This window comes from Albibacterium bauzanense (assembly GCF_004339765.1).
GTDB lineage: Bacteria > Bacteroidota > Bacteroidia > Sphingobacteriales > Sphingobacteriaceae > Albibacterium > Albibacterium bauzanense.
Genome location: NZ_SMGO01000001.1, coordinates 296,506 through 315,972, shown reverse-complemented (window position 1 = coordinate 315,972; position 19,467 = coordinate 296,506). Strand labels below are relative to the sequence as shown.

Below are 19,467 nucleotides of genomic sequence, written 5' to 3'. Positions count from 1 at the left end.
CTTAGCTTTCTCTTTTAACGTCCCAGTTTTCTAAATATTCAGCTATTCTTTTCAAGAACTTTCCACCTAAAGCGCCATCAACAACACGATGGTCATAAGAAAGAGATAAGAACATTCGTTGGCGGATTGCGATTACATCGCCCTGTTCTGTTTCGAGAACCGCAGGCTTCTTTATAATTGCACCTAAAGCCAATATTGCAACTTGCGGCTGGTTTATAATAGGTGTTCCCATTACCGTTCCAAATGAACCTACATTGGTTACTGTAAAAGTACCTCCTTGTGTTTCATCTGGTTTTAATTTATTTATGCGGGCTCTGGCCGCCATATCGTTTACGACCTTAGTAATACCAACCAGGTTTAATTGATCAGCATTTCTAATAACCGGAACAATCAGGTTACCCGAAGGTAAAGCAGTTGCCATTCCAATATTAATATCTCTCTTTTTAATGATTTGTGAACCATTGACAGAAATATTAATCATCGGATAATCTCTTATAGCTTTTGCGATAGCCTCAATGAAAATAGGTGTAAATGTAATTTTAGTCCCCTCCTGCTTTTCAAAAGCATTTTTAACACGATCCCTCCAATGAACAATGTTTGTTACATCCGCTTCTATAAAAGAACAAACATGAGGCGAAGTTTGAACACTTGTGAGCATATGTCCTGCAATAAGCTTACGCATACGGTCCATTTCTATAATTTCATCTCCTTCTGAAATAGAAACTGGTTGAGCCTGAGGAGCTGGTTCTGTATTCGTGCTAATTGACTCAGAGCTTGAAGGTTTTGTTGCAGGTGGAGTATTACCTGTTTTGAAGGCAACAAAATCAAGAACATCCTGTTTTGTAACACGGCCTTCCAAGCCAGATCCTTTAATTTTATCCAATTCTTCCAGGCTTATACCCTCTTCTGCAGCTATATTCTTTACTAAAGGAGAGTAAAAACGGTTGGAGGAATCTATAATCGTTTCTTTACTTTCATTCGCTAACAGATCTATTCCTGGAATAGGAATACTTGTATGTGTTTCAACTTTATCTTCAGCAGGTTTACTAACAAAAGGTTCTTTGGATGGTATTTCAGGCTCTTGCTCAAGGTCTTCTTCATTAACTTCTAAAATCGCTATCGCCTCACCTACCTGAGCAATCTCATTTTCTTTAAAGAGCTGTTCAACAAGCGTTCCGGCAATGGGTGAAGGTACTTCAGAATCAACCTTATCGGTTGCTATATCTAAAACTGAATCATCAATTTCAATTGAATCTCCAGGTTGTTTGAGCCATTTAACTACAGTTGCTTCAGAAACGCTCTCCCCCATACGTGGAAGAAGTAAATTATATTTTGCCATAAACTTAAAGATTCTGTATTAAGGCGAAGTTAATTAAATAATTGCAGACATTTATTTTTACGGAATATTATTTGCCATAATTAACTATAAGCCATTCTATATTTCAAAAATCATTTATTCTCTTCCCTAACTAATTGAATTAGTTGGTATAAAGCATTCTTAGATGCCCTTATAATAGTACCATTGCGACTATTCTTAAACAAATACTTAAAAGTATAAGTTTTTTTAATCCCAGCAATAGCCACCCATACTGTTCCTACTGGTTTCTCAACAGAACCCCCACCCGGACCTGCAATTCCGGTAATAGCTATCGAATAACTGCTGCCAAGTTTTTGTCTTACACCCTCTGCCATTTCTATCGCTGTTTGCTCACTTACTGCACCAAAATCATTTAATGTTTTTTGTTCTACTCCTAATGAATTAACCTTCACCGAATTGTCGTAACTCACAATACTACCTAAAAAAACCTGGCTACTACCTGGTATTTCAGTAATTAAATGAGAAACATAACCTCCTGTGCAGCTTTCTGCTAAAGCCAGGCTCAGGTTCAGATTCTTCATCTCATCTAATAAAGTTTCTTCCAATGTCTGTTCATTATCATTGATGCAGTACTCTTTTAATTCATCTTTAATCTCTTTAGTAAAACTATCCAGCTCTTCTTTTAATAATTGATGATTATCGCCTTCTGCACTCAAGCGTAAACGTACCTGCAAAGGCGCAGGAAGGTAGGCGAGTTTAATATAGGCTGGTAAACGATCTTCAATATGCGCAATCCTTTCTGCCAGGAAAGACTCTCCAAGTCCGGCTGTTAAAATATGATTTTGTATCAATTCTTTTCTACCTGGAAGTACCTTTATTCGAGGCAATACTTCATGCTCCATTAAATATTTCATTTCAGATGGAACCCCTGGCATAATAGCCACATGGCTTTTGCCTTGCTTAATCCACATACCCGGTGCTGTACCTGCTTTGTTAAAAAGAACTTCTGCGATCTTTAAAACCTCAGCCTGTTTTATATTCTCAGGGAGCATTGGTCGATCGTATTTCTCAAAAATCCCTTTAACATGTGCAAGTACTTTCTCATCAAATACTAATTCAGAATTAAAGTATCTCGATAGAGTTTGCTTGGTCACATCATCTTTCGTGGGGCCTAAACCACCTGTCATTAAAATTACATCTGAACGAGAAGTGGCTAAAGCTAAGGCATTGATTATCTCCTCTCCATCGTCAGAAATAGTGGAAATCTGCTTTACCTGAACACCGATTTCATTGAGATGTGCACAAATCCAACTTGAATTTGTATCAAGAACCTGACCTATTAAAAGTTCATCACCGATAACTATGAGTTCTGCTCGCATAAAATTTAATTAAGAAAAGAAAACTTTCTAAAAGCTATTGTAATAATCATTACGCTTATTAAGCTTAAGATCTTGAAGTATAGATGCTTTTACACGTAATGTGAAGGTATAGCTTCGATAAGTACCAAATGGAATCCACCCAAACGACATATCCCAGCAATGTAAATCGCGGTAAATATTAAACTGGGTTAGAATAATTTTTTGTGCTTTAAAATCATAACCAGTATTATACTGTACCTTCCATTTAGGTGTTAAATTTACATCCCCATAGAGATTTAAAGTACTGGTAATTGAAGACACAACTCCCGGCTTCGAATAGTAAAAACTAAAGGACGCTGCTATATTCCACGGTACTTTAAAATCTACAAAGGCATTAGGATCTGATGATATTCGTGCTAATTGCTGGCTTTGTTCTGGTGTCATAGCACCATTCGAAGCATTGTTCAATTCCTCAATATTCTCATTTCTGCTATTCCTGGCTTCAGAGTTTAAGCTATAATCCATTGATAAACCAAAATTGACCAAGCGAGCTAAAACTCCATCCTTAACAGAGAACTGATTGACCCGCCGCATATTTACCGGATCATATTGGTATGGATCAAAGCTACCATTAAAGCTAAGCCCTAATTTTTGATCAAACAAAGAAGTTCTTCCTGAGAAGTTTATATTGGATAATTTAAATGAATCAGCAACAAAGTTATAATTACCATTAAAAGATAAACCCTGTAGTATCGGGATCTTCTTAAAGCCCGTACTGTCCTCTGTACTACGCACTTTAGCTTCGATATTATTGTCGATCGAGAATCCAATACCCATGGATTCTCCAGCTCCGGGGCCACCAAAAACAGAGTTCTCGTAGATAGAGTACATTGCTTCATTTCCATTAACATCTTGATATCTGCGATAGAAACCAAAGCGTGCATCTGAAAAATCAGGGCGGTAATTAAAGTTTATTGAAGGTGTTACAACATGTCGTATAGCAGCTAGCTTACCTTTAAACTCCTTCATTCCATAGAATTTGGTTGAAAATCCACTCGAGAGAGAATAATCATAAGCACGGCTAAATCCGGGTACTGTATCAATTTTTTGAACAAAGCCTCCGGCTGTATTATCCAATCTCTTTCTTATAGTTTGAAGATACCAGCTCTCGGTGTAATTGACACTGGTATTGAATTGGAGAAATTGCAATGGATTTAATGAAAGGCTTATTGGAATATTATGTTGCAGGCCATTCCTGAATTTTTTTAGCGTTTCACTTTTAAACAATTCTGACTCAGTAGAACTTATTGAATTACGCCCCTGTAAACTGTACCCTACGTTAATTCTTTGATACCACTTTTGTTCTCCAATCCTATCTTTAGAATCAAAAGGATTAAAAGAGGTCATATTCAAGTTAAAGGAAGGCAGTTCTAAGAAAACCGTACCTGCCGAAATATCTTGCCGGTGTGATAAAGAAGAAGTAAAGTTAAAACGGCCATCGCCAAATATTTTACCATAACTAATACTTGAAGACATGCTATTACGGGTAATTTGGTCATAATCATAACTTCCGCCAGCAGCAGTTTTAGAAAAATAAGAACCTGTACCCACATTTACAGAGGCACTAAAAGTCGTTCCTGGGTTTGATTCTTGCCGCTTACTATGATTCCATGTAATATTGAAATCTTTACTCGGTTTATACCCTGGCGTACCCTCTACTCCTGTTCTGGTACTGGCAAAACGCATACTAAAGCCACCGTCGTATTTATAGTTTTTACGGTAACGCGTTCTTAAAGACGTCTCCCATGATCCTTTAGAATAGAGGGAACCTCTGATTTCCGCGTCCCAATAATCGTTTAAGCCTATATACCAACCAATATCACGCATAAAGAAACCACGCGTATAGTCCTCTCCAAAAGATGGGAATAAGAATCCGGAAGTTCTTTTATTCATTTTCGGAAAAAAGGCAAATGGAACCGTTATAAAAGGTAAGGGTACATCTTCAATTACTAAATAAGCAGGCCCGGTAATTACATTCTTTTCCGTGACAAGACCCCTGCTGATAAAAATACCAAAGTGGGTATGAGGTTCAGGTAAATTACATGTACTATAAATGGCATTTTTGATAGATGCCTCATTAAATTCATTCTTCTTTAATTGCTGCGCCTGTATAAATCCACCTTCTACTTCCGAAAAGGTGCCATAGACTTTACCTTTTTTAGTATCAAAGTTATAGTATAAAGAATCAGTAGTTGCCGGTGGTTCGGCTGCTGTTTTAAAGATAGGACGACCTCTGTATTTGTGATTATGGTCATAAGAACCACTTGCAAAAAGCAAATGAGAGTTATTATCGATGCGAATATAATCGGCTGTTAACTCAAAGTCTTCATACTTTATCTTAGCGTTTCCGAAAAAGTGAATAACATTGTTACGATAATCCATCCAGGAGGAATCGCTGGCAGCAGTATTAATAGCAGAGTTTAACGCATTAGCTCTTTCTTGCGGACTAGTAGTTTGTGCTGTGGTATCCTGAAATTCAGTGGCTAATACCGTATCTTTAGCAGCTATAGAGTCTGCATCATTTTTTAAAGTATCCTGTATTCCAGTTATATTCGTGTTTGTTGTATCTTGCCCGTATACAGAAAGTACCGTAAAAAACGTTATAATGAAAAATATTTGTTGAAAAATGCTTATAATCAATTTCAAAATATGACTTTGAATAGTACTTTTGTAAAACAAACTGAAAATGCCAAAATTAATGAAAATTAAGCTAGCTATTTCTTAAATCTCAGATTTGCGAAAATACGATAATGCTTAACTCTATTTATTAAAACAATAATAATAATACAAAATTGTTATTCCCGCTATGAAAATCAAAAATACGCAACAAAAAATATTAAACGTTATCTTTTTATGTTTTCTTATACCCTTTCTAAGTTTTAGCAACCAAGAGGATAAACCTGATTTTCGAATAAAAACAATTGTAATTGATGCTGGCCATGGTGGAGAAGATGGAGCAACGCGTGGAGCAATAGCGCGGGAAAAAGACGTAGCTCTGCAAGTTGCTTTAAAGCTTGGAAAAAAGATTGAAAGCGAGATGAAAGACGTGAAAGTAATTTATACCCGCAAAACAGATGTCTTTGTAAAATTATATGAGAGAATCGCAGTAGCCAATGATAATAATGCCGATCTGTTTATCTCTATTCACTGTAATTCTATGCCAAGAAGAGCTGGTAATGAACGTGTAAGCGGTACAGAAACGTTTGTCTCAGGTTTTCATAGATTGGGAGAACAAGATGTTGCTATGCGCGAAAATGCATCCATGCTTTTAGAAGAAAATTATGAGCAGAACTATGATTTTGACCCCAACGATCCTGAAAGCTACATCATTTTCTCTTTAATGAAGAATCAGTTTCGTGATCAAAGTATCAAGCTGGCAACATTGGTACAAGATCATTATGCTACTTCCGGCAGAATTAACCGCGGGGTTAAAGAACAAGGGCTTGCCGTATTGGCAAGAGCGGGAATGCCTGCTATTTTAACAGAAATTGGCTTTATTAGTAATCCGGCTGAAGAGAGATACATGACTTCAGCTGCCGGACAAGCAGAAATTGTAGAGAATTTAACGAACGCGATAAAATCATATAAAAGTTTGATTGAACGTTAATTTAAAACATTCAGCAGAAAAAGTTGTTATGGTTTATGAAATATAAATCCTTAGAACCGAAATTATTTTGAAAATAAAAAACGAAACTAAAGTTGGAATATTGGCAACTGTTGCCATTGCTATACTCGTATTAGGCTATAGTTTCTTAAAAGGAAACGATGTTTTTACCTCAGAAAATACTTATTATGCAGTTTATGAACGAGTTGATGGATTAACCGTTTCTAAACCCGTATATGTAAACGGATATCAAATAGGACGAGTTTCCGGATTAACATTATTACCTAATGGTACGATTCTGACAGAATTTAAGATTGATAAGAAATACGAGCTTCCTGAAAATACAATTGCTCGTATTGCCAGCACAGATCTATTAGGAGGTAAAGCCATTGTTTTTGATCTGGGCGATAGTAAGGTCTATGCACAAACTGGTGATACCTTGCAATCTGACGTTCAAAAAAATATTATGGAGCAGGTTGAACCTATTCAGAAGAAAGCCGAAGCCCTATTTGCTGTATTAGATTCTGTATTGAGTTCTGTTAATAATACCATCAGTCCGGATTTTCAAAAGAACATCAACCGAAGTTTACAAAGTATTGCAAATACCTTAAATACCTTAGAGAATACAGCAACTCAGGTAGATGGTATGGTAGGAACTGAAAAGTCAAAAATCTCAGGGATTTTAACCAATATGGAATCCATCTCAGCTAATTTTAATGATAATAATGAAAAGCTTACCCGCATATTTGCAAATTTAGAAACGGTAAGTGATAAAGCCGCCCGCTTAAACTTTGAAGAAACAATGAATAAGGCAAACATGGCTGTTTCAGACCTTCAATTGGCGGTTGATAGTATTAACAGTGGTAAAGGTTCATTAGGAAAACTATTGAACGATGATGAACTATACAATAACCTTCAGGATGCATCAAAAAGCCTTGATAATCTAATTATCGATGTTAAGCAAAATCCTAAAAGGTACGTCCATTTCTCAATCTTTGGTCGCAAAGCTGAGTAAAGAGCTTTCTATCCATTCTGTATAAAAGGCTCGCTCTGTTTTTCCAGTTGCTCGAATTTGCTGTGGAATAAAGCTCGTTTTTGTTTGTCCCGGTATGGTATTAATCTCTATAAAATAGAAGTTATCAGTTTTATGTTCAAAAAAGAAATCAATACGTACCAATCCCTTGCAGTTTAATTTCAGATAGATTTCTTTTACAATCCGTTCCATTCGTTCTACCTGTTCTTCATTAATTTCTGCAGGCGTAATTTCTTGCGTTAACCCTGCTATGTATTTCGCTTTATAATCAAAGAAATCACGATCTGTAATTACTTCCGTTGCAGGAAGCACTTGTACACTGTCTTTAAAGCGATAAACCCCTACTGAAAACTCTCTGCCCGATACAAACTCCTCTACCAAAACCTGTCTTCCTGTATTTTCAGTATTAAAAGCCAAATCAACTGCAGCTTTAATACCTTCAGCCTTATCCACTTTAGACATACCAATGCTGCTTCCTCCCCCATTCGGTTTTACAAAAATGGGCAGCCTAAGTTTATTCTCGATAATTTCTACTGCTCCTTCCTGATCCTGTTCAAACAACTGAACCGAATTAGCCAAATACATATCTGAAATACCTCGAAGAACCGCCTTGGTATATGCTTTATTCATGGTCAGGCTTGATGTCAGCGAGTCGCAGCTCGTATAAGGTAAACCCAACATTTCAAAATAACCCTGCAACAATCCGTTCTCTCCAGGAGAGCCATGTATCATCACAAAAATTAAATCAAACTGGATTTTATTCCCAGAAATTGTTAAGCTAAAATCATTCTTATCAATCGTATAAATAAACCCTTCTGCATTTTCATAGAACCACTCACGAGGTAATATTTTTATTTTATACACGTCATAACGTTCACTATCCAGGCTCTCTTCAACAAAGGCTGCACTTTTATAAGATACTTCATCTTCACCTGAATATCCACCACAAAGCAAGGCGATTTTTAATTTCATATGGGGCAATTTTAAAAGCAAATATAGATTTTATTTAACGTTGAATAAATTACCCATCATAAAAAAAAGTAGATCACTCTTTAATATTTTGAGTAAGTTTGGAGGTGCAAAAACCGTATCCAATCAATTGGATTAATATTTGCTAACAAAGAAGAAGATTTGTTTAAATTATCAATATGAGTAAACTCTTTCAGTACCTCGGTACTAAAACATTTAGAAGACACTTGATTATAGCAATCATTTCAATCATTGTATTCGTTTCCTTAATATTCTTTGTTTTACGGAATTATACTCACCATGGTGAAAAGATTAAAGTTCCAGACTTAAAAAGCAAATCCATTACAGAAGCCATTAGCCTTTTAGAGCAACAAGGCTTTAGATATCAGGTAGATTCCGTATATCAAGCTAATGCTGAACCAGGAGTTATTATTGATCAAGATCCTGTTGGAGGTTCTTTTGTGAAAGATAATCGTACAATTTATCTTACCATGATTACCTTAAGTCCGCCGGTAGTGAGCTTCCCTGAGATACGTGAAATGACCTTTCTTGAAGCTCGTGCCATTCTTGGTAATTATGAACTTCGCTTAGGCGATACAACCTATGTGGCTGATATTGCCCGAGATGTAGTATTGGATGTTCGTTATGGCGGAGAAGAATTAAAAGCCGGACAAGAAATACCAAAAGGCTCCCGGATCAATTTGATTTTAGGTAATGGAATGGGCGATTCTGAAGTACTAGTGCCTAATGTAGTTGGTTTAACCCTAAGTGAAGCCCGCTTCTCAATCTTAGGATCTTCCTTAACTGTTGGTACGGTTAATTATATGGGTTATATTACTGACAGCTTAACAGCACGTGTGGTAAGTCAAACACCTCCTGCAGATTCTTTACAAATGGAGAAGGTAAGTGTAGGAACTGCTATTAACCTTGCATTAAGCAACTAGAGAATTTCTATGCAAAAAAGAGAAAGATCAATTTCTATAAAGAAAATATTATTAGCTGTCGGGGTTCTTGTTTTTATAATTGGTGCTGCTATCGCCTTCACCGTTTATCAACGATTTTTAGCACCCAATGTAACAGCTAATCAGCCCTACCTATATATTCCAACAGGTTCAGATTTCGAAGACCTGATGAAAAATATGGGTGATAATGAAATACTAGAAGATACAGCAGCATTTAGATGGGCTGCAGAAAAGAAAGATTATCCATTGCGTGTTAAAGCTGGTAAATATAAACTAACAGAAGGAATGAACAATCGTACACTCCTTAACCAGTTAAGTGCCGGTTTACAAGAACCTGTTAAACTTCGTTTTCAGAATATTCGTTTAAAAGAAAACTTTGGGGGCTTATTAGCCAAGCAGCTTGAGCCAGATTCACTTGCCTTTATTCAACTCTTAAATAACGATAGCCTGGCAAAGGAATATGGTTTCAACCATGAAAACTTTTTTACAATGTTCATTCCCAATACCTATGAATTTTTCTGGAATACTTCTACAGATCAGTTTGTTGAAAGGATGCATAAAGAATATGAAACATTCTGGAATGAAGAAAGAAAAGCCAAGGCAAAAGCCCTTAATCTAACTCCAATTGAGGTAAGCAATTTGGCAGCAATCGTAAAAGGTGAAGCATTACATAACGATGAAATGCCTAAAATTGCAGGCTTATATTTGAACCGATTAAGAAAAGGTATGCTTCTGCAGGCAGATCCAACTGTAATCTTTGCAACACAAGATTTTACTATCAGAAGAGTACTTAATGTGCATTTACGCACTAACTCACCTTATAATACTTATATACATAAGGGCCTGCCGCCCGGACCTATTATGATGCCTAGTATCGCTTCTATCGATGCTGTTTTAAATCCACAAACACATGATTTTGTTTATATGTGCGCGAAAGATGATTTTTCAGGTTATCATAACTTTGCAACTACAGTGGCAGAACATTTAGTAAATGCCAGAAAATTCCAAAGAGCATTAGATCAAAGAAACATAAAACGTTAATTATGTTTAAATTCAGCTGTAATATCAGGGTAAGATACGGAGAGACTGACCAAATGGGTTATGTATATTACGGTAATTATGCCCAATATTATGAAGTTGCACGTGTAGAAATGTTACGTAGTTTAGGTACTTCGTATAAAGACATGGAAAACAATGGTGTAATGATGCCTGTTTTAGATTTATATTGTAAATATATCAAACCGGGCAGGTATGATGAAAACCTGACTATTACTGTTATGATTAAAGAAAAGCCAGGCATCCGTATCAAGTTCTATTATGAAATTCATAATGAACAGCAAGAGTTAATTAATATAGGAGAAACCATTTTAGTGTTCGTAAATATAGAAAAGAACAAACCCTGTCTTCCACCCGAAGAGTTTAATAAAAAAATGGCTCCTTATTTTACCTGATAAAGCATGAATCGAATTCACCAAACTTTGTTGAAATTCAAACCATACGATTATTTAATTGAGTGGACAAAGGTGGTTGTGTTGCCTGGTTTTGGTTCATTGCCATTATATACGGTAGCCGTGTTTTTCTTTCAGGAAATTGCCCGCGAATCTCTTTTAAACAAGGCATCATCTTTAGCATATAACTTCCTGCTGGCTATTTTTCCGGCAATAATCTTCCTCTTTACTTTAATTCCTTATATACCGGTAAAGAACTTTCAAGATCAACTACTCTCCTTTATAGCACTTGTTTTGCCCGAAAATGCATATGAAACCATTCGTACAACTGTAGAAGATATTATTATTAATCAAAACAGCGGATTGCTTTCTTTTGGTTTTATTGCGGCAGCCCTTTTTGCTACCAATGGCCTAACATCCTTAATGATGGCTTTTAATAAAGCATCGTTAATTACAGAGAACAGAGGTTGGGTAAAACAGCGTTTGGTAGCTATCGGTCTCGCCTTCATGATCGTTGTTGCCTTAACAATCGGGATGACCCTTCTTACAATATCCAGTCAGATATTTAACTTTATTAAAGAACTGTTTGGTATAGCAAGCAGTTCCTGGTTAAATGTAATTATGGTAACCCGCTGGTTCATTTTAGCAGCAATCTACTTCTTCACTGTAAGTTTCGTTTATAAATTCGGACCTTCTTCAGCTACAAAATGGAAATTTTTTAGTCCGGGTGCAACCTTATCAACAATTTTAGCTATTTTCACTTTTATAGGCTTCGCTTATTATATAAACCATTTTAATACCTATAACAAACTATACGGCTCTATTGGTACCTTAATCGTTATTATGATCTGGCTCTATTTAAACTCTTTAATATTATTAATCGGCTTTGAGTTAAATGCAGCTATAGAACTCTCTAAACGTAGTATCAAGATAGTAACACCTCGTTTCAATTCATTTAAAACAAATGTGCAAACAGAAGATCGTTTAAAACGTTGGTAAACGTATTCACATCTTATTTATCAGATAATTATTTTTTTTTAAACCTTAATCATAAAACAAATCAAATGAAAAGCAGAAAAGACTTTTTAAGACAATCAGCCATGCTTGCAGCAGGCGCACTTATTTTGCCTTCATGCATGTCCGACACAAATAATACTTCAGACAGTCAGGAAGCAAATAATGAAGCATCAGTACCAGCTGATACTAACATCGGTTTACAGTTATATACCTTAAGAGAAATCATCGGACAAGATGTACCCGGAGTGATTGGAAAAGTAGCTGCAATTGGTTACAAAGATGTTGAAGGCTATGGCTTTTCATCTAAAGGTGGTTTCTGGGGATTAAGTCCACAAGAGTTTAAAGCATTATTAGATCAAAATAACCTGGTTAGTACCAGCGGACATTATGGAATCGAAGAGTTTATCAGAACCGATAGTAAAGATGAACTTCAGGCTATTATTGATGCAGCTAAAGTTATTGGTAATGAATACGTTACTGTACCTTATCTATCAGAAGACTTAAGGACACTTGATAGCTACAAAATGATTGCTGATAAATTAAACGTAGCTGCAGAAATGTGTAAAACAGCAGGTTTAAAGTTAGGCTACCATAATCATGATTTTGAATTTGCAGATCTGGGAGGTGGTGAAACTGCCCTTAAAATCTTTATGAATAATACAGATCCTGAATTAGTTCAGTTTGAATTAGATCTATATTGGGCAGTTCGTTCAGGAAATGACCCTATTGCCTTATTCAATGAATTCCCTGGTCGTTTTGCAATGTGGCATATAAAAGATATGGATAAAGCTACTCCAACCATCAATACTGAAGTAGGAAGTGGCTCTATTGACTTTAAAGCAATCTTTGCCGGTGCAGAGCAATCCGGAATGAAGCGTTTCTTTGTAGAACAAGAAAACTTCAGCATGGATCCTTATGAAAGCATTACGCAAAGCTTTAATTACATTAAAACAGAATTAATTTAATGTAACCTTTTTGTTTTTTATGCCTATATCTTGATTTTCTGAGATATAGGCATTTTATATTTCTTATATTTACTAATGTGTAACGAAGGATAAGTCATTAAAAGACTTTAGGTGCCTGTTTTGAGTAATTATTAAAGTTAAAAACGTTGATAGATTAACGATTCATTGTATCTCCCAGGAATTACTTTAATAATGAACAACAAAACATAATGTCATCAACCATAAAGATTGATAGTACTCTTAATGAGTCTTCCAACAAATTAAAATTCAACAATAAGAACCGTTCTTCTTTTTTCGCCGACGTGCGACATAAGGTAGACCACTATTTTAAATCTAATAAAATAGAAAAGAAGGCAAATGGAGCCATGTGGACAAAGGCTGTTATTTTCCTAACAGGCTTTGTATTATTATATGCCTTAATAATTTCTAACCTCTTTAATCCTTTAATTATGCTGCTGTTTGCCGTTTTATTAGGCGTATTCAGTGCTTTTATCGGATTTAATATCTGCCACGATGCCATCCATGGTGCCCTTTCATCTAACTCCAGAGTAAATAAAATATTCAGTACTGTATTTCACTTTGTTGGAGCCAATCCTTACGTTTGGAATATTACTCATAATGTGGTCCATCATACTTATACCAATATTGCCGGTCATGATGAAGATCTTGAAATAGCCCCGGGTCTTATTCGACTATCTGATGATGATAAATTAACCAGTATGCATCGTTTTCAGCATTTCTATGCCTTTCCATTATATAGTTTAGCTTCCCTATCCTGGGTATTTCGTAAGGATTATAAGAAGTTCTTTCAATCAAAAGTGGGTGAATGCGTAAGTCCGAAACACCCTAAAATAGAATACTTTAACCTGTTCTTCTTCAAGTTTTTGTACTATTTCCTTTTCTTCGGCTTACCGGTACTCTTAACAGATATTACCTGGTGGCAAGGAATTATTGGCTTTGTAGCCCTTCATTTTGCACAAGGCTTGGTTATGGGATTAGTATTCCAACTTGCACATGTGGTTGAAGGTACAGAATTCCCCATTCCCAATGGAGAGGGAAATATGGAAGATGCCTGGGCAGAACATCAAATGAGAACTACAGCCAACTTTTCTATGAAAAGTAAATTAGCAGCATTCCTGCTCGGCGGTTTAAATCAACAGGTTGAGCATCATTTATTCCCTAAAATATGTCATATCCACTACCCTGCCATATCACATATTGTTAGAGAAACGGCCCATCAATATCAACTTCCCTATATTGAAAACATTACTTTTTGGGATGCTATGAAATCTCATTATATAATTCTAAAGAAATTCAGCGTTGCTTAATAGGTTATAAGTATTAAAGAACGTTTGCCCCGTTTTCTTCTAATACCTTGTGCATAAATAGTACTTGATAGTATAAGGCGTTTTCCCAATATGGCCATTCATGTTTACCCGGACGCTCAATATATTCATGTGGTATTCCATTATAAACCAGTCTTTCATGCAAAGCCCTGTTAGTCTTAATTAAAAAGTCGTCTACGCCACAATCAAATATATATTTCACGTTGCTGGTCTTCATTTTGCTAACCATGGCAATCATTGTATTATTAGGGTAAATAAATTCACCTGTACTTTCAGGTCCTAGAAGTTTAATGAAATTTTGTTTTCTTGATTCAGCAAATTCAGCCGGAACAACCCATTGAGCCGTATTAATATCCATAACGCCACTCATGCTTCCAGCTGCTGAATACAAATCAGGGTGTTTCGTGACAAGAAAGAAAGCACCATGCCCTCCCATCGATAATCCAGCAATAACTCTTCCTTTTCGATCTTTAATTGTTCTATAATTTTTGTCAATACTCTCAATTAGTTCTTTAGAAATAAAAGTCTCGTATTGGCTTGTTTTATCAGTCGGACTATCAAAATAATAGCTGGTAGTTCCTCCATCAGGAGTTACAATAATCAAATTATATTGGTCTGCTAATTTATGAAGTAAAGACTTGTCTGGTATAGAATGATGCCAGTCGCGGTAACTACCGCTACCCCCGTGTAAAAGATATAAAACCGGGTATGCTGAACTATTCTTGTTATACGAATTTGGAGTAACAATAGCTGTTTTAAGGCTCCTGCCCATAGCATTACTATAGACCTCAATAGTATCTACCTTGGCTGCGAAAGATGAAAAAGCGATAATTAAAAAGAAAAAGAACAGTATTGATTTCTTCATGGTTCTTATATTTAACAAATATGTGTTACATTGACACAATAATAATTAAAAGATTCTAGGCCACCTAATTTCCAAAAAAATATTTTACTTTGTAATATGGCAAAAGATAATGAGATTATCTCGTTAAAGAATGTTATCGAAGATAATTTACCATCCATATCGATAGATATAGCAATCTTTGGTTTTCATGAAAACCACCTGAGAATATTATTATTAAAGAATAAGGATAAGGAAAGCTGGACCCTCCCTGGTGGATTTATTGGCAAAGAAGAAAGCCTTGAAGAAGCTGCCAATCGTTTACTTTTTTCAAGAACAGGATTGAATAATATCTTTCTTCAGCAGTTCCATGCCTTTGGTGATCCTGAACGTACACGAATAAATAAACGTGCCGAACTTTTAAAAGAACAATATGCTAAAGATCAATATGCACAAGAGTTTATTGAGTGGGTACTAGGCCGTTTTATAACCATAGGTTTTTACGCTCTCGTAGAATTTACAGAAGTAGAGCCCAAACATGATATCTTTACAATTGAGTGCCGTTGGCATGATGTTCAAGATCTGCCATTACTTGTTTCAGACCATCAATCAATTATAGAAACAGCACTTAAAACATTAAGGCAGCAGTTAAATTATCAGCCCATTGGTTTAAGCCTGCTTCCGCATGAATTTACCATGCCCGAGCTTCAAAGACTCTATGAAACCCTTTTAGGTAAAACTCTTGATCGTAGAAACTTTCAACGCAAAATGCTCAGCTATAAAATACTTGAACGTTTACCCACTAAACGAAAAGGTGGAGCCTACAAAGCACCCTACCTCTATCGGTTTGATAAAGAAAGCTACGAAGAAGCTTTACAAAATGGCTTAAAAGATCTATGGTAAAAGCTTTTAGAATATTAACTTTTAATCTGAAAAGCCTCTATCATCTGATCCAGAACATCTTTAGTTCGTTGGTTTAATTCCTTCTGCTGATAGCCAGCTGTAATCCTTTCAAATTCATCCAAAACATACAATCCTATTTGAATTTCATCCCGATAGGCTAATTGTGGAGAAATAGTAAGCGTTGTTATATACTGCAGTTCCTGTGTTAAGAAATCCAATGTAGTATTGGTAACATTGTTAGCTTCCTCAGTTTGATCCAGTGCATATAAATTTCTTACAGTATTCAGTTTATTCAGAGTATCTATAATGGAGTAATTTCTTAAAGGCAGTTCCCTCATGCTTTTCTGCATTACCTGCTTTGCCTTATCTGTTTTACCTTCAGTAATCAAGTTATTAGTCAATGTATTATTTAACTGCCATGTACTATTCAGAACCCTCCTTGATTCAACATCAATATATTTCGCTTTATTAAATGCTGTAAAATCCAGTCGGTTCATCACATTTGAATACATTACATCAGTATTAGTGCGCTGGGTCTTATCCACCTCTTTACCCTCATTTTTTAAAGGCAATAACCGATAAGCATATCCTTCCAGATATAGATATTGTTCTAAACCCATATACGTATCCTCAGATACTGATGTAGCAAAATAAATAGGCCTTTTCCAGTCATTGTTTGCCAAAATATCAAACATAATTAAATCTCCTTTACTTGCATAGGGTTTATTAAAGCTCCATTCCATTGCAGGCACCACGTTTGATTTTTGATCAGGCCGAATCGTATTTGTATCTATCAACTGATCAGCATCTATCGAAAGTTTCAATTTTCTGGCAGGTATAAAATTCATATAAGAACCATCTGTCATTTGAACTTTATCATTTTTATTCTCAGAGGTCATTACTGCAATCAGATCTCTTAATTCTACACTATCAGTAATTCCATAATCCACATAGGGGAAAAAGTCTCTAACACCAGCCTGATATTGCTTATGCAATAAGTTAATGGGCAATGCCTCTGAAGAATTTACCTTTGCTTTCAATTGATCAATAAATGAATCATCCTGTAAAAACTGAAGACAAATTACTCGTACATCTGTTCTTATACCTTCTACCTCTTGCGCGTACCATAACGGATAAGTATCATTATCGGCATTCGTAAAAAGAATAGCATCCTTAGCACAAGAGTTCAGGTAGTTCCTTGCCCAATTTAAAGATGTTGTTTTATCTGACCGATTATGATCATTCCAGCCTTGAGTAGCCATTAAAAATGGAACAGAGAATAAACAAATTACTGTAGCCGCTATTAAACCTATCCTTTTCGTAGAAGTTCTTTGAAGAATTTCCTTAATTAAAAGAAAACCAAAGCCTATAAAGATTGCAAAAGCATAAAAAGACCCAGCATAAGCATAGTCGCGTTCCCGAACTTGCATAGGGTCCTGGTTCAGATATAATATGATAGCTATGCCCGTAAAGAAAAAGAAAGCAGTAAGAATAACACCGATCTGCTTATTTCTTCTAAACAGCCATATAGCACCTGCTATGCCAAGTAAAAAAGGTAAACCATAAAATACATTATGTCCTTCGTTTGCAACTATACTTGGCGGAAGATTCGTTTGGTTTCCTAAACGAATGGCGTCTAAAGGCTTAATCCCTGTTATCCAGTTGCCATTTTTTATATCGCCATATCCCTGAATATCATTCTGCCGACCAGAGAAATTCCAAAGAAAATACCGCCAGTACATTACTCCCATTTGCCAGGAGGCAAAAAAGCCAAGATTTTGACTAAAAGTTGGCGTTTCCCCATCTCTGAGTCCTATCCATTCCTTGTAAAAATCAATATGCTGTGGCGTCTGACTATATGTTCGTGGAAATAGTAAATTTTTATCATAAGTCGTTTTATATGTATTTCCAGCAATCTCATATTTATTTTCCCCTTTTCTGTATAGATTTCCTGTTACTTCGTTTTCAATGCTTTTAGCATCAAATGTATTACCATACAATAAAGGAGTAGATTTATAATTCGTCCTTCCAAGATAATTATAGAGTGAATAAATATTATCCGGATTGCTTAGATTAATGGCAGGTTTAGCATTTGCACGAAGAAGAATCATTGTATAAGAACTAAATCCCAATAGTAAGAATACCGTGCATATTAAACCTAGATTTAGCTTGTAATTATGTTTTCGGATAGAATATCGAACGCCGAAGAACAACAAAAATCCAACTATAACAATGTAAAACAAAGCGCCCGATCCAAATGAAAACCCAAATAGATTAACAAAAAGAAGATCGAATTTAAATGCTCCTAATACAAAGTATTGAATAACTCCAAATTGAACAAAAGCGACGATTGCACACCCAATCAGTAAAGCTTTAAGAGTTCCTAAGGTAGTACTGTTCTCTGCTTTTTTATAATAATAAACAAGTGTAATTGCTGGAATCGTTAACAGATTAAGTAAGTGAACTCCTGTCGACAGGCCAATCATAAATGCAATTAAGATTAACCAACGGTCATTTGCCTGACTTTCCCATTTAAGAATCGCCCAAAAGGTAACAGCTGTAAATAAGGATGAAAGTGCATATACTTCAGCCTCTACCGCTGAAAACCAAAATGTATCTGAAAAGGTATAAGCCAAAGCGCCTATTATACCAGCAATTATGATACTTGTAGTCTTAGATTTAATCTTCTCATTCTTATAAGCCCTGGCAACCAAAGCTGTTATGGTCCAGAATAAAAACATAATGGTAGCAGCACTTGCAAACGCAGCACTAAAATTAACCCAATAGGCTACTGCAGAACTTTCGCCAAAAGCAAACAGACTAAAGATCTTTCCCAGCATAAGAAAAATGGGCGCTCCGGGCTGATGGCCAACTTCAAGCTTAAATGCAGCAGCAATAAATTCCCCGCAATCCCAAAAGCTGACAGTTGGCTCCATGGTCAGCCAATAAACCACTAAGGCAAATAAGAACAAAGTAAAACCAACTATTGTATTGATTCGCCGATAGTTTCTTTTCTCTTGTTCAGTATTTATCATTGAATCAAATTCAACCACAATGCTTTGTTTAACCCTTTCAATATCCAATTTATCCGATGTCGAATTTTGTTCTAAATCAGTAATAATATGATCAAACAACTCATCACAATTAGATCTTACGATAGTTACCTCTTCCAGATATTTACGGATCTCTTGCTTCTGAAGAACAGTTAATTTCATGTTAGCTTAAGATTTAAATTGAGTAATAAATCCAGGTTACCCATAAAGCTTTTAGTTTCTTTTAGTTTAATTTCAACCTCAGTTCTCCCCTTCTCACTAAGCGTATAATATTTACGCGCCCTATTATCTACAAGCTCTACACTTGCTGCTAACAAACCTTCTTTTTCCAGTTTATGTAAAGCAGGATATAAAGCCCCTTCGGTAAGTAAGATCTCACCATTGGTAATTTCTTTAACTACTTGAGTGATTTCATATCCATACATCCTTCCATTTTTTTGAAGAAGTTTCAAGATGATTATTTGAAGACTCCCCTTTAATAAACCTTTATATTTAATCGAATCCATACACAAATATATAATTTTATTTATATATAAGTAACTTATGTATATAAGCAAGATGTAAAAACCATTTATCAACCATATTGTCTT

Annotated in this window: 16 protein-coding genes; 9 read left to right on the top strand and 7 right to left on the bottom strand. The window is 35.7% G+C overall.

Annotated features, from left to right (window positions below; genetic code table 11):
• Position 1: 1 nt before the first annotated feature.
• The 3 genes from C8N28_RS01375 to C8N28_RS01365 form a co-directional block, all read right to left on the bottom strand.
• Entirely contained in the window at positions 2–1,339 is a 1,338-nt protein-coding gene (locus tag C8N28_RS01375) for a dihydrolipoamide acetyltransferase family protein (RefSeq protein ID WP_132220807.1), read from the bottom strand.
• Positions 1,340–1,449: 110 nt separating this feature from the next.
• On the bottom strand, positions 1,450–2,697 hold the full coding sequence (locus C8N28_RS01370; protein ID WP_132220805.1) for a competence/damage-inducible protein A: 1,248 nt from the start codon (positions 2,695–2,697) through the stop codon (positions 1,450–1,452).
• 27 nt (positions 2,698–2,724) lie between these two features.
• Entirely contained in the window at positions 2,725–5,382 is a 2,658-nt protein-coding gene (locus C8N28_RS01365; RefSeq protein ID WP_246012687.1) for a putative LPS assembly protein LptD, read from the bottom strand.
• A 160-nt stretch (positions 5,383–5,542) separates the two neighbouring features.
• Between C8N28_RS01365 and C8N28_RS01360 the strand changes: the two genes are divergently transcribed.
• Together C8N28_RS01360 and C8N28_RS01355 are read left to right on the top strand one after the other, a co-directional pair.
• A complete protein-coding gene (locus C8N28_RS01360; protein ID WP_132220803.1) occupies positions 5,543–6,343 on the top strand; it encodes an N-acetylmuramoyl-L-alanine amidase family protein in 801 nt (266 codons plus the stop codon).
• A 67-nt stretch (positions 6,344–6,410) separates the two neighbouring features.
• On the top strand, positions 6,411–7,355 hold the full coding sequence (locus C8N28_RS01355; protein WP_132220801.1) for an MlaD family protein: 945 nt from the start codon (positions 6,411–6,413) through the stop codon (positions 7,353–7,355).
• Here C8N28_RS01355 and C8N28_RS01350 read toward each other — a convergent pair.
• Positions 7,329–8,345, bottom strand: a complete 1,017-nt coding sequence (locus C8N28_RS01350; RefSeq protein ID WP_132220799.1) for a D-alanine--D-alanine ligase — start codon at positions 8,343–8,345, stop codon at positions 7,329–7,331. The genes C8N28_RS01355 and C8N28_RS01350 overlap by 27 nt on opposite strands.
• A gap of 176 nt (positions 8,346–8,521) precedes the next feature.
• Between C8N28_RS01350 and C8N28_RS01345 the strand changes: the two genes are divergently transcribed.
• The 6 genes from C8N28_RS01345 (at position 8,522) to C8N28_RS01320 (ending at position 14,062) form a co-directional block, all read left to right on the top strand.
• Complete coding sequence (locus C8N28_RS01345; protein ID WP_132220797.1) at positions 8,522–9,286, top strand: PASTA domain-containing protein; 765 nt, start codon at positions 8,522–8,524, stop codon at positions 9,284–9,286.
• A 9-nt stretch (positions 9,287–9,295) separates the two neighbouring features.
• Positions 9,296–10,345, top strand: coding sequence for an endolytic transglycosylase MltG (mltG, locus tag C8N28_RS01340; RefSeq protein ID WP_132220795.1), 1,050 nt, complete (start codon positions 9,296–9,298; stop codon positions 10,343–10,345).
• Between the two features lie 2 nt (positions 10,346–10,347).
• Complete coding sequence (locus C8N28_RS01335) at positions 10,348–10,755, top strand: acyl-CoA thioesterase (RefSeq protein ID WP_132220793.1); 408 nt, start codon at positions 10,348–10,350, stop codon at positions 10,753–10,755.
• A 6-nt stretch (positions 10,756–10,761) separates the two neighbouring features.
• Complete coding sequence (locus tag C8N28_RS01330; RefSeq protein WP_132220791.1) at positions 10,762–11,751, top strand: YihY/virulence factor BrkB family protein; 990 nt, start codon at positions 10,762–10,764, stop codon at positions 11,749–11,751.
• Positions 11,752–11,816: 65 nt separating this feature from the next.
• The gene (locus tag C8N28_RS01325; protein ID WP_132220789.1) at positions 11,817–12,734 is read left to right on the top strand and encodes a sugar phosphate isomerase/epimerase family protein; all 918 of its coding nucleotides are present in this window, start codon (positions 11,817–11,819) and stop codon (positions 12,732–12,734) included.
• Positions 12,735–12,943: 209 nt separating this feature from the next.
• On the top strand, positions 12,944–14,062 hold the full coding sequence (locus C8N28_RS01320; RefSeq protein ID WP_132220787.1) for a fatty acid desaturase family protein: 1,119 nt from the start codon (positions 12,944–12,946) through the stop codon (positions 14,060–14,062).
• A 13-nt stretch (positions 14,063–14,075) separates the two neighbouring features.
• On the opposite strand, the gene C8N28_RS01315 is transcribed toward C8N28_RS01320, so the two are convergent.
• Entirely contained in the window at positions 14,076–14,945 is an 870-nt protein-coding gene (locus C8N28_RS01315; RefSeq protein ID WP_132220785.1) for an alpha/beta hydrolase, read from the bottom strand.
• 96 nt (positions 14,946–15,041) lie between these two features.
• Between C8N28_RS01315 and C8N28_RS01310 the strand changes: the two genes are divergently transcribed.
• Entirely contained in the window at positions 15,042–15,824 is a 783-nt protein-coding gene (locus C8N28_RS01310; protein WP_132220783.1) for an NUDIX hydrolase, read from the top strand.
• Between the two features lie 14 nt (positions 15,825–15,838).
• Here C8N28_RS01310 and C8N28_RS01305 read toward each other — a convergent pair whose 3' ends face one another.
• Positions 15,839–19,039, bottom strand: a complete 3,201-nt coding sequence (locus C8N28_RS01305) for a DUF2723 domain-containing protein (RefSeq protein ID WP_132220781.1) — start codon at positions 19,037–19,039, stop codon at positions 15,839–15,841.
• The gene (locus C8N28_RS01300) at positions 19,036–19,383 is read right to left on the bottom strand and encodes a PadR family transcriptional regulator (protein WP_132220779.1); all 348 of its coding nucleotides are present in this window, start codon (positions 19,381–19,383) and stop codon (positions 19,036–19,038) included. The genes C8N28_RS01305 and C8N28_RS01300 overlap by 4 nt, the downstream gene beginning before the upstream one ends.
• Between the last annotated feature and the right edge of the window lie 84 nt (positions 19,384–19,467).

Coding starts and splice junctions, on each gene's coding strand:
- C8N28_RS01375 (WP_132220807.1), bottom strand. CDS start 1,339: ATGGCAAAATATAATTTACTTCTTCCACGTATGGGGGAGAGCGTTTCT.
- C8N28_RS01370 (WP_132220805.1), bottom strand. CDS start 2,697: ATGCGAGCAGAACTCATAGTTATCGGTGATGAACTTTTAATAGGTCAG.
- C8N28_RS01360 (WP_132220803.1), top strand. CDS start 5,543: ATGAAAATCAAAAATACGCAACAAAAAATATTAAACGTTATCTTTTTA.
- C8N28_RS01350 (WP_132220799.1), bottom strand. CDS start 8,345: ATGAAATTAAAAATCGCCTTGCTTTGTGGTGGATATTCAGGTGAAGAT.
- C8N28_RS01345 (WP_132220797.1), top strand. CDS start 8,522: ATGAGTAAACTCTTTCAGTACCTCGGTACTAAAACATTTAGAAGACAC.
- mltG (WP_132220795.1), top strand. CDS start 9,296: ATGCAAAAAAGAGAAAGATCAATTTCTATAAAGAAAATATTATTAGCT.
- C8N28_RS01335 (WP_132220793.1), top strand. CDS start 10,348: ATGTTTAAATTCAGCTGTAATATCAGGGTAAGATACGGAGAGACTGAC.
- C8N28_RS01330 (WP_132220791.1), top strand. CDS start 10,762: ATGAATCGAATTCACCAAACTTTGTTGAAATTCAAACCATACGATTAT.
- C8N28_RS01325 (WP_132220789.1), top strand. CDS start 11,817: ATGAAAAGCAGAAAAGACTTTTTAAGACAATCAGCCATGCTTGCAGCA.
- C8N28_RS01320 (WP_132220787.1), top strand. CDS start 12,944: ATGTCATCAACCATAAAGATTGATAGTACTCTTAATGAGTCTTCCAAC.
- C8N28_RS01315 (WP_132220785.1), bottom strand. CDS start 14,945: ATGAAGAAATCAATACTGTTCTTTTTCTTTTTAATTATCGCTTTTTCA.
- C8N28_RS01310 (WP_132220783.1), top strand. CDS start 15,042: ATGGCAAAAGATAATGAGATTATCTCGTTAAAGAATGTTATCGAAGAT.
- C8N28_RS01305 (WP_132220781.1), bottom strand. CDS start 19,039: ATGAAATTAACTGTTCTTCAGAAGCAAGAGATCCGTAAATATCTGGAA.
- C8N28_RS01300 (WP_132220779.1), bottom strand. CDS start 19,383: ATGGATTCGATTAAATATAAAGGTTTATTAAAGGGGAGTCTTCAAATA.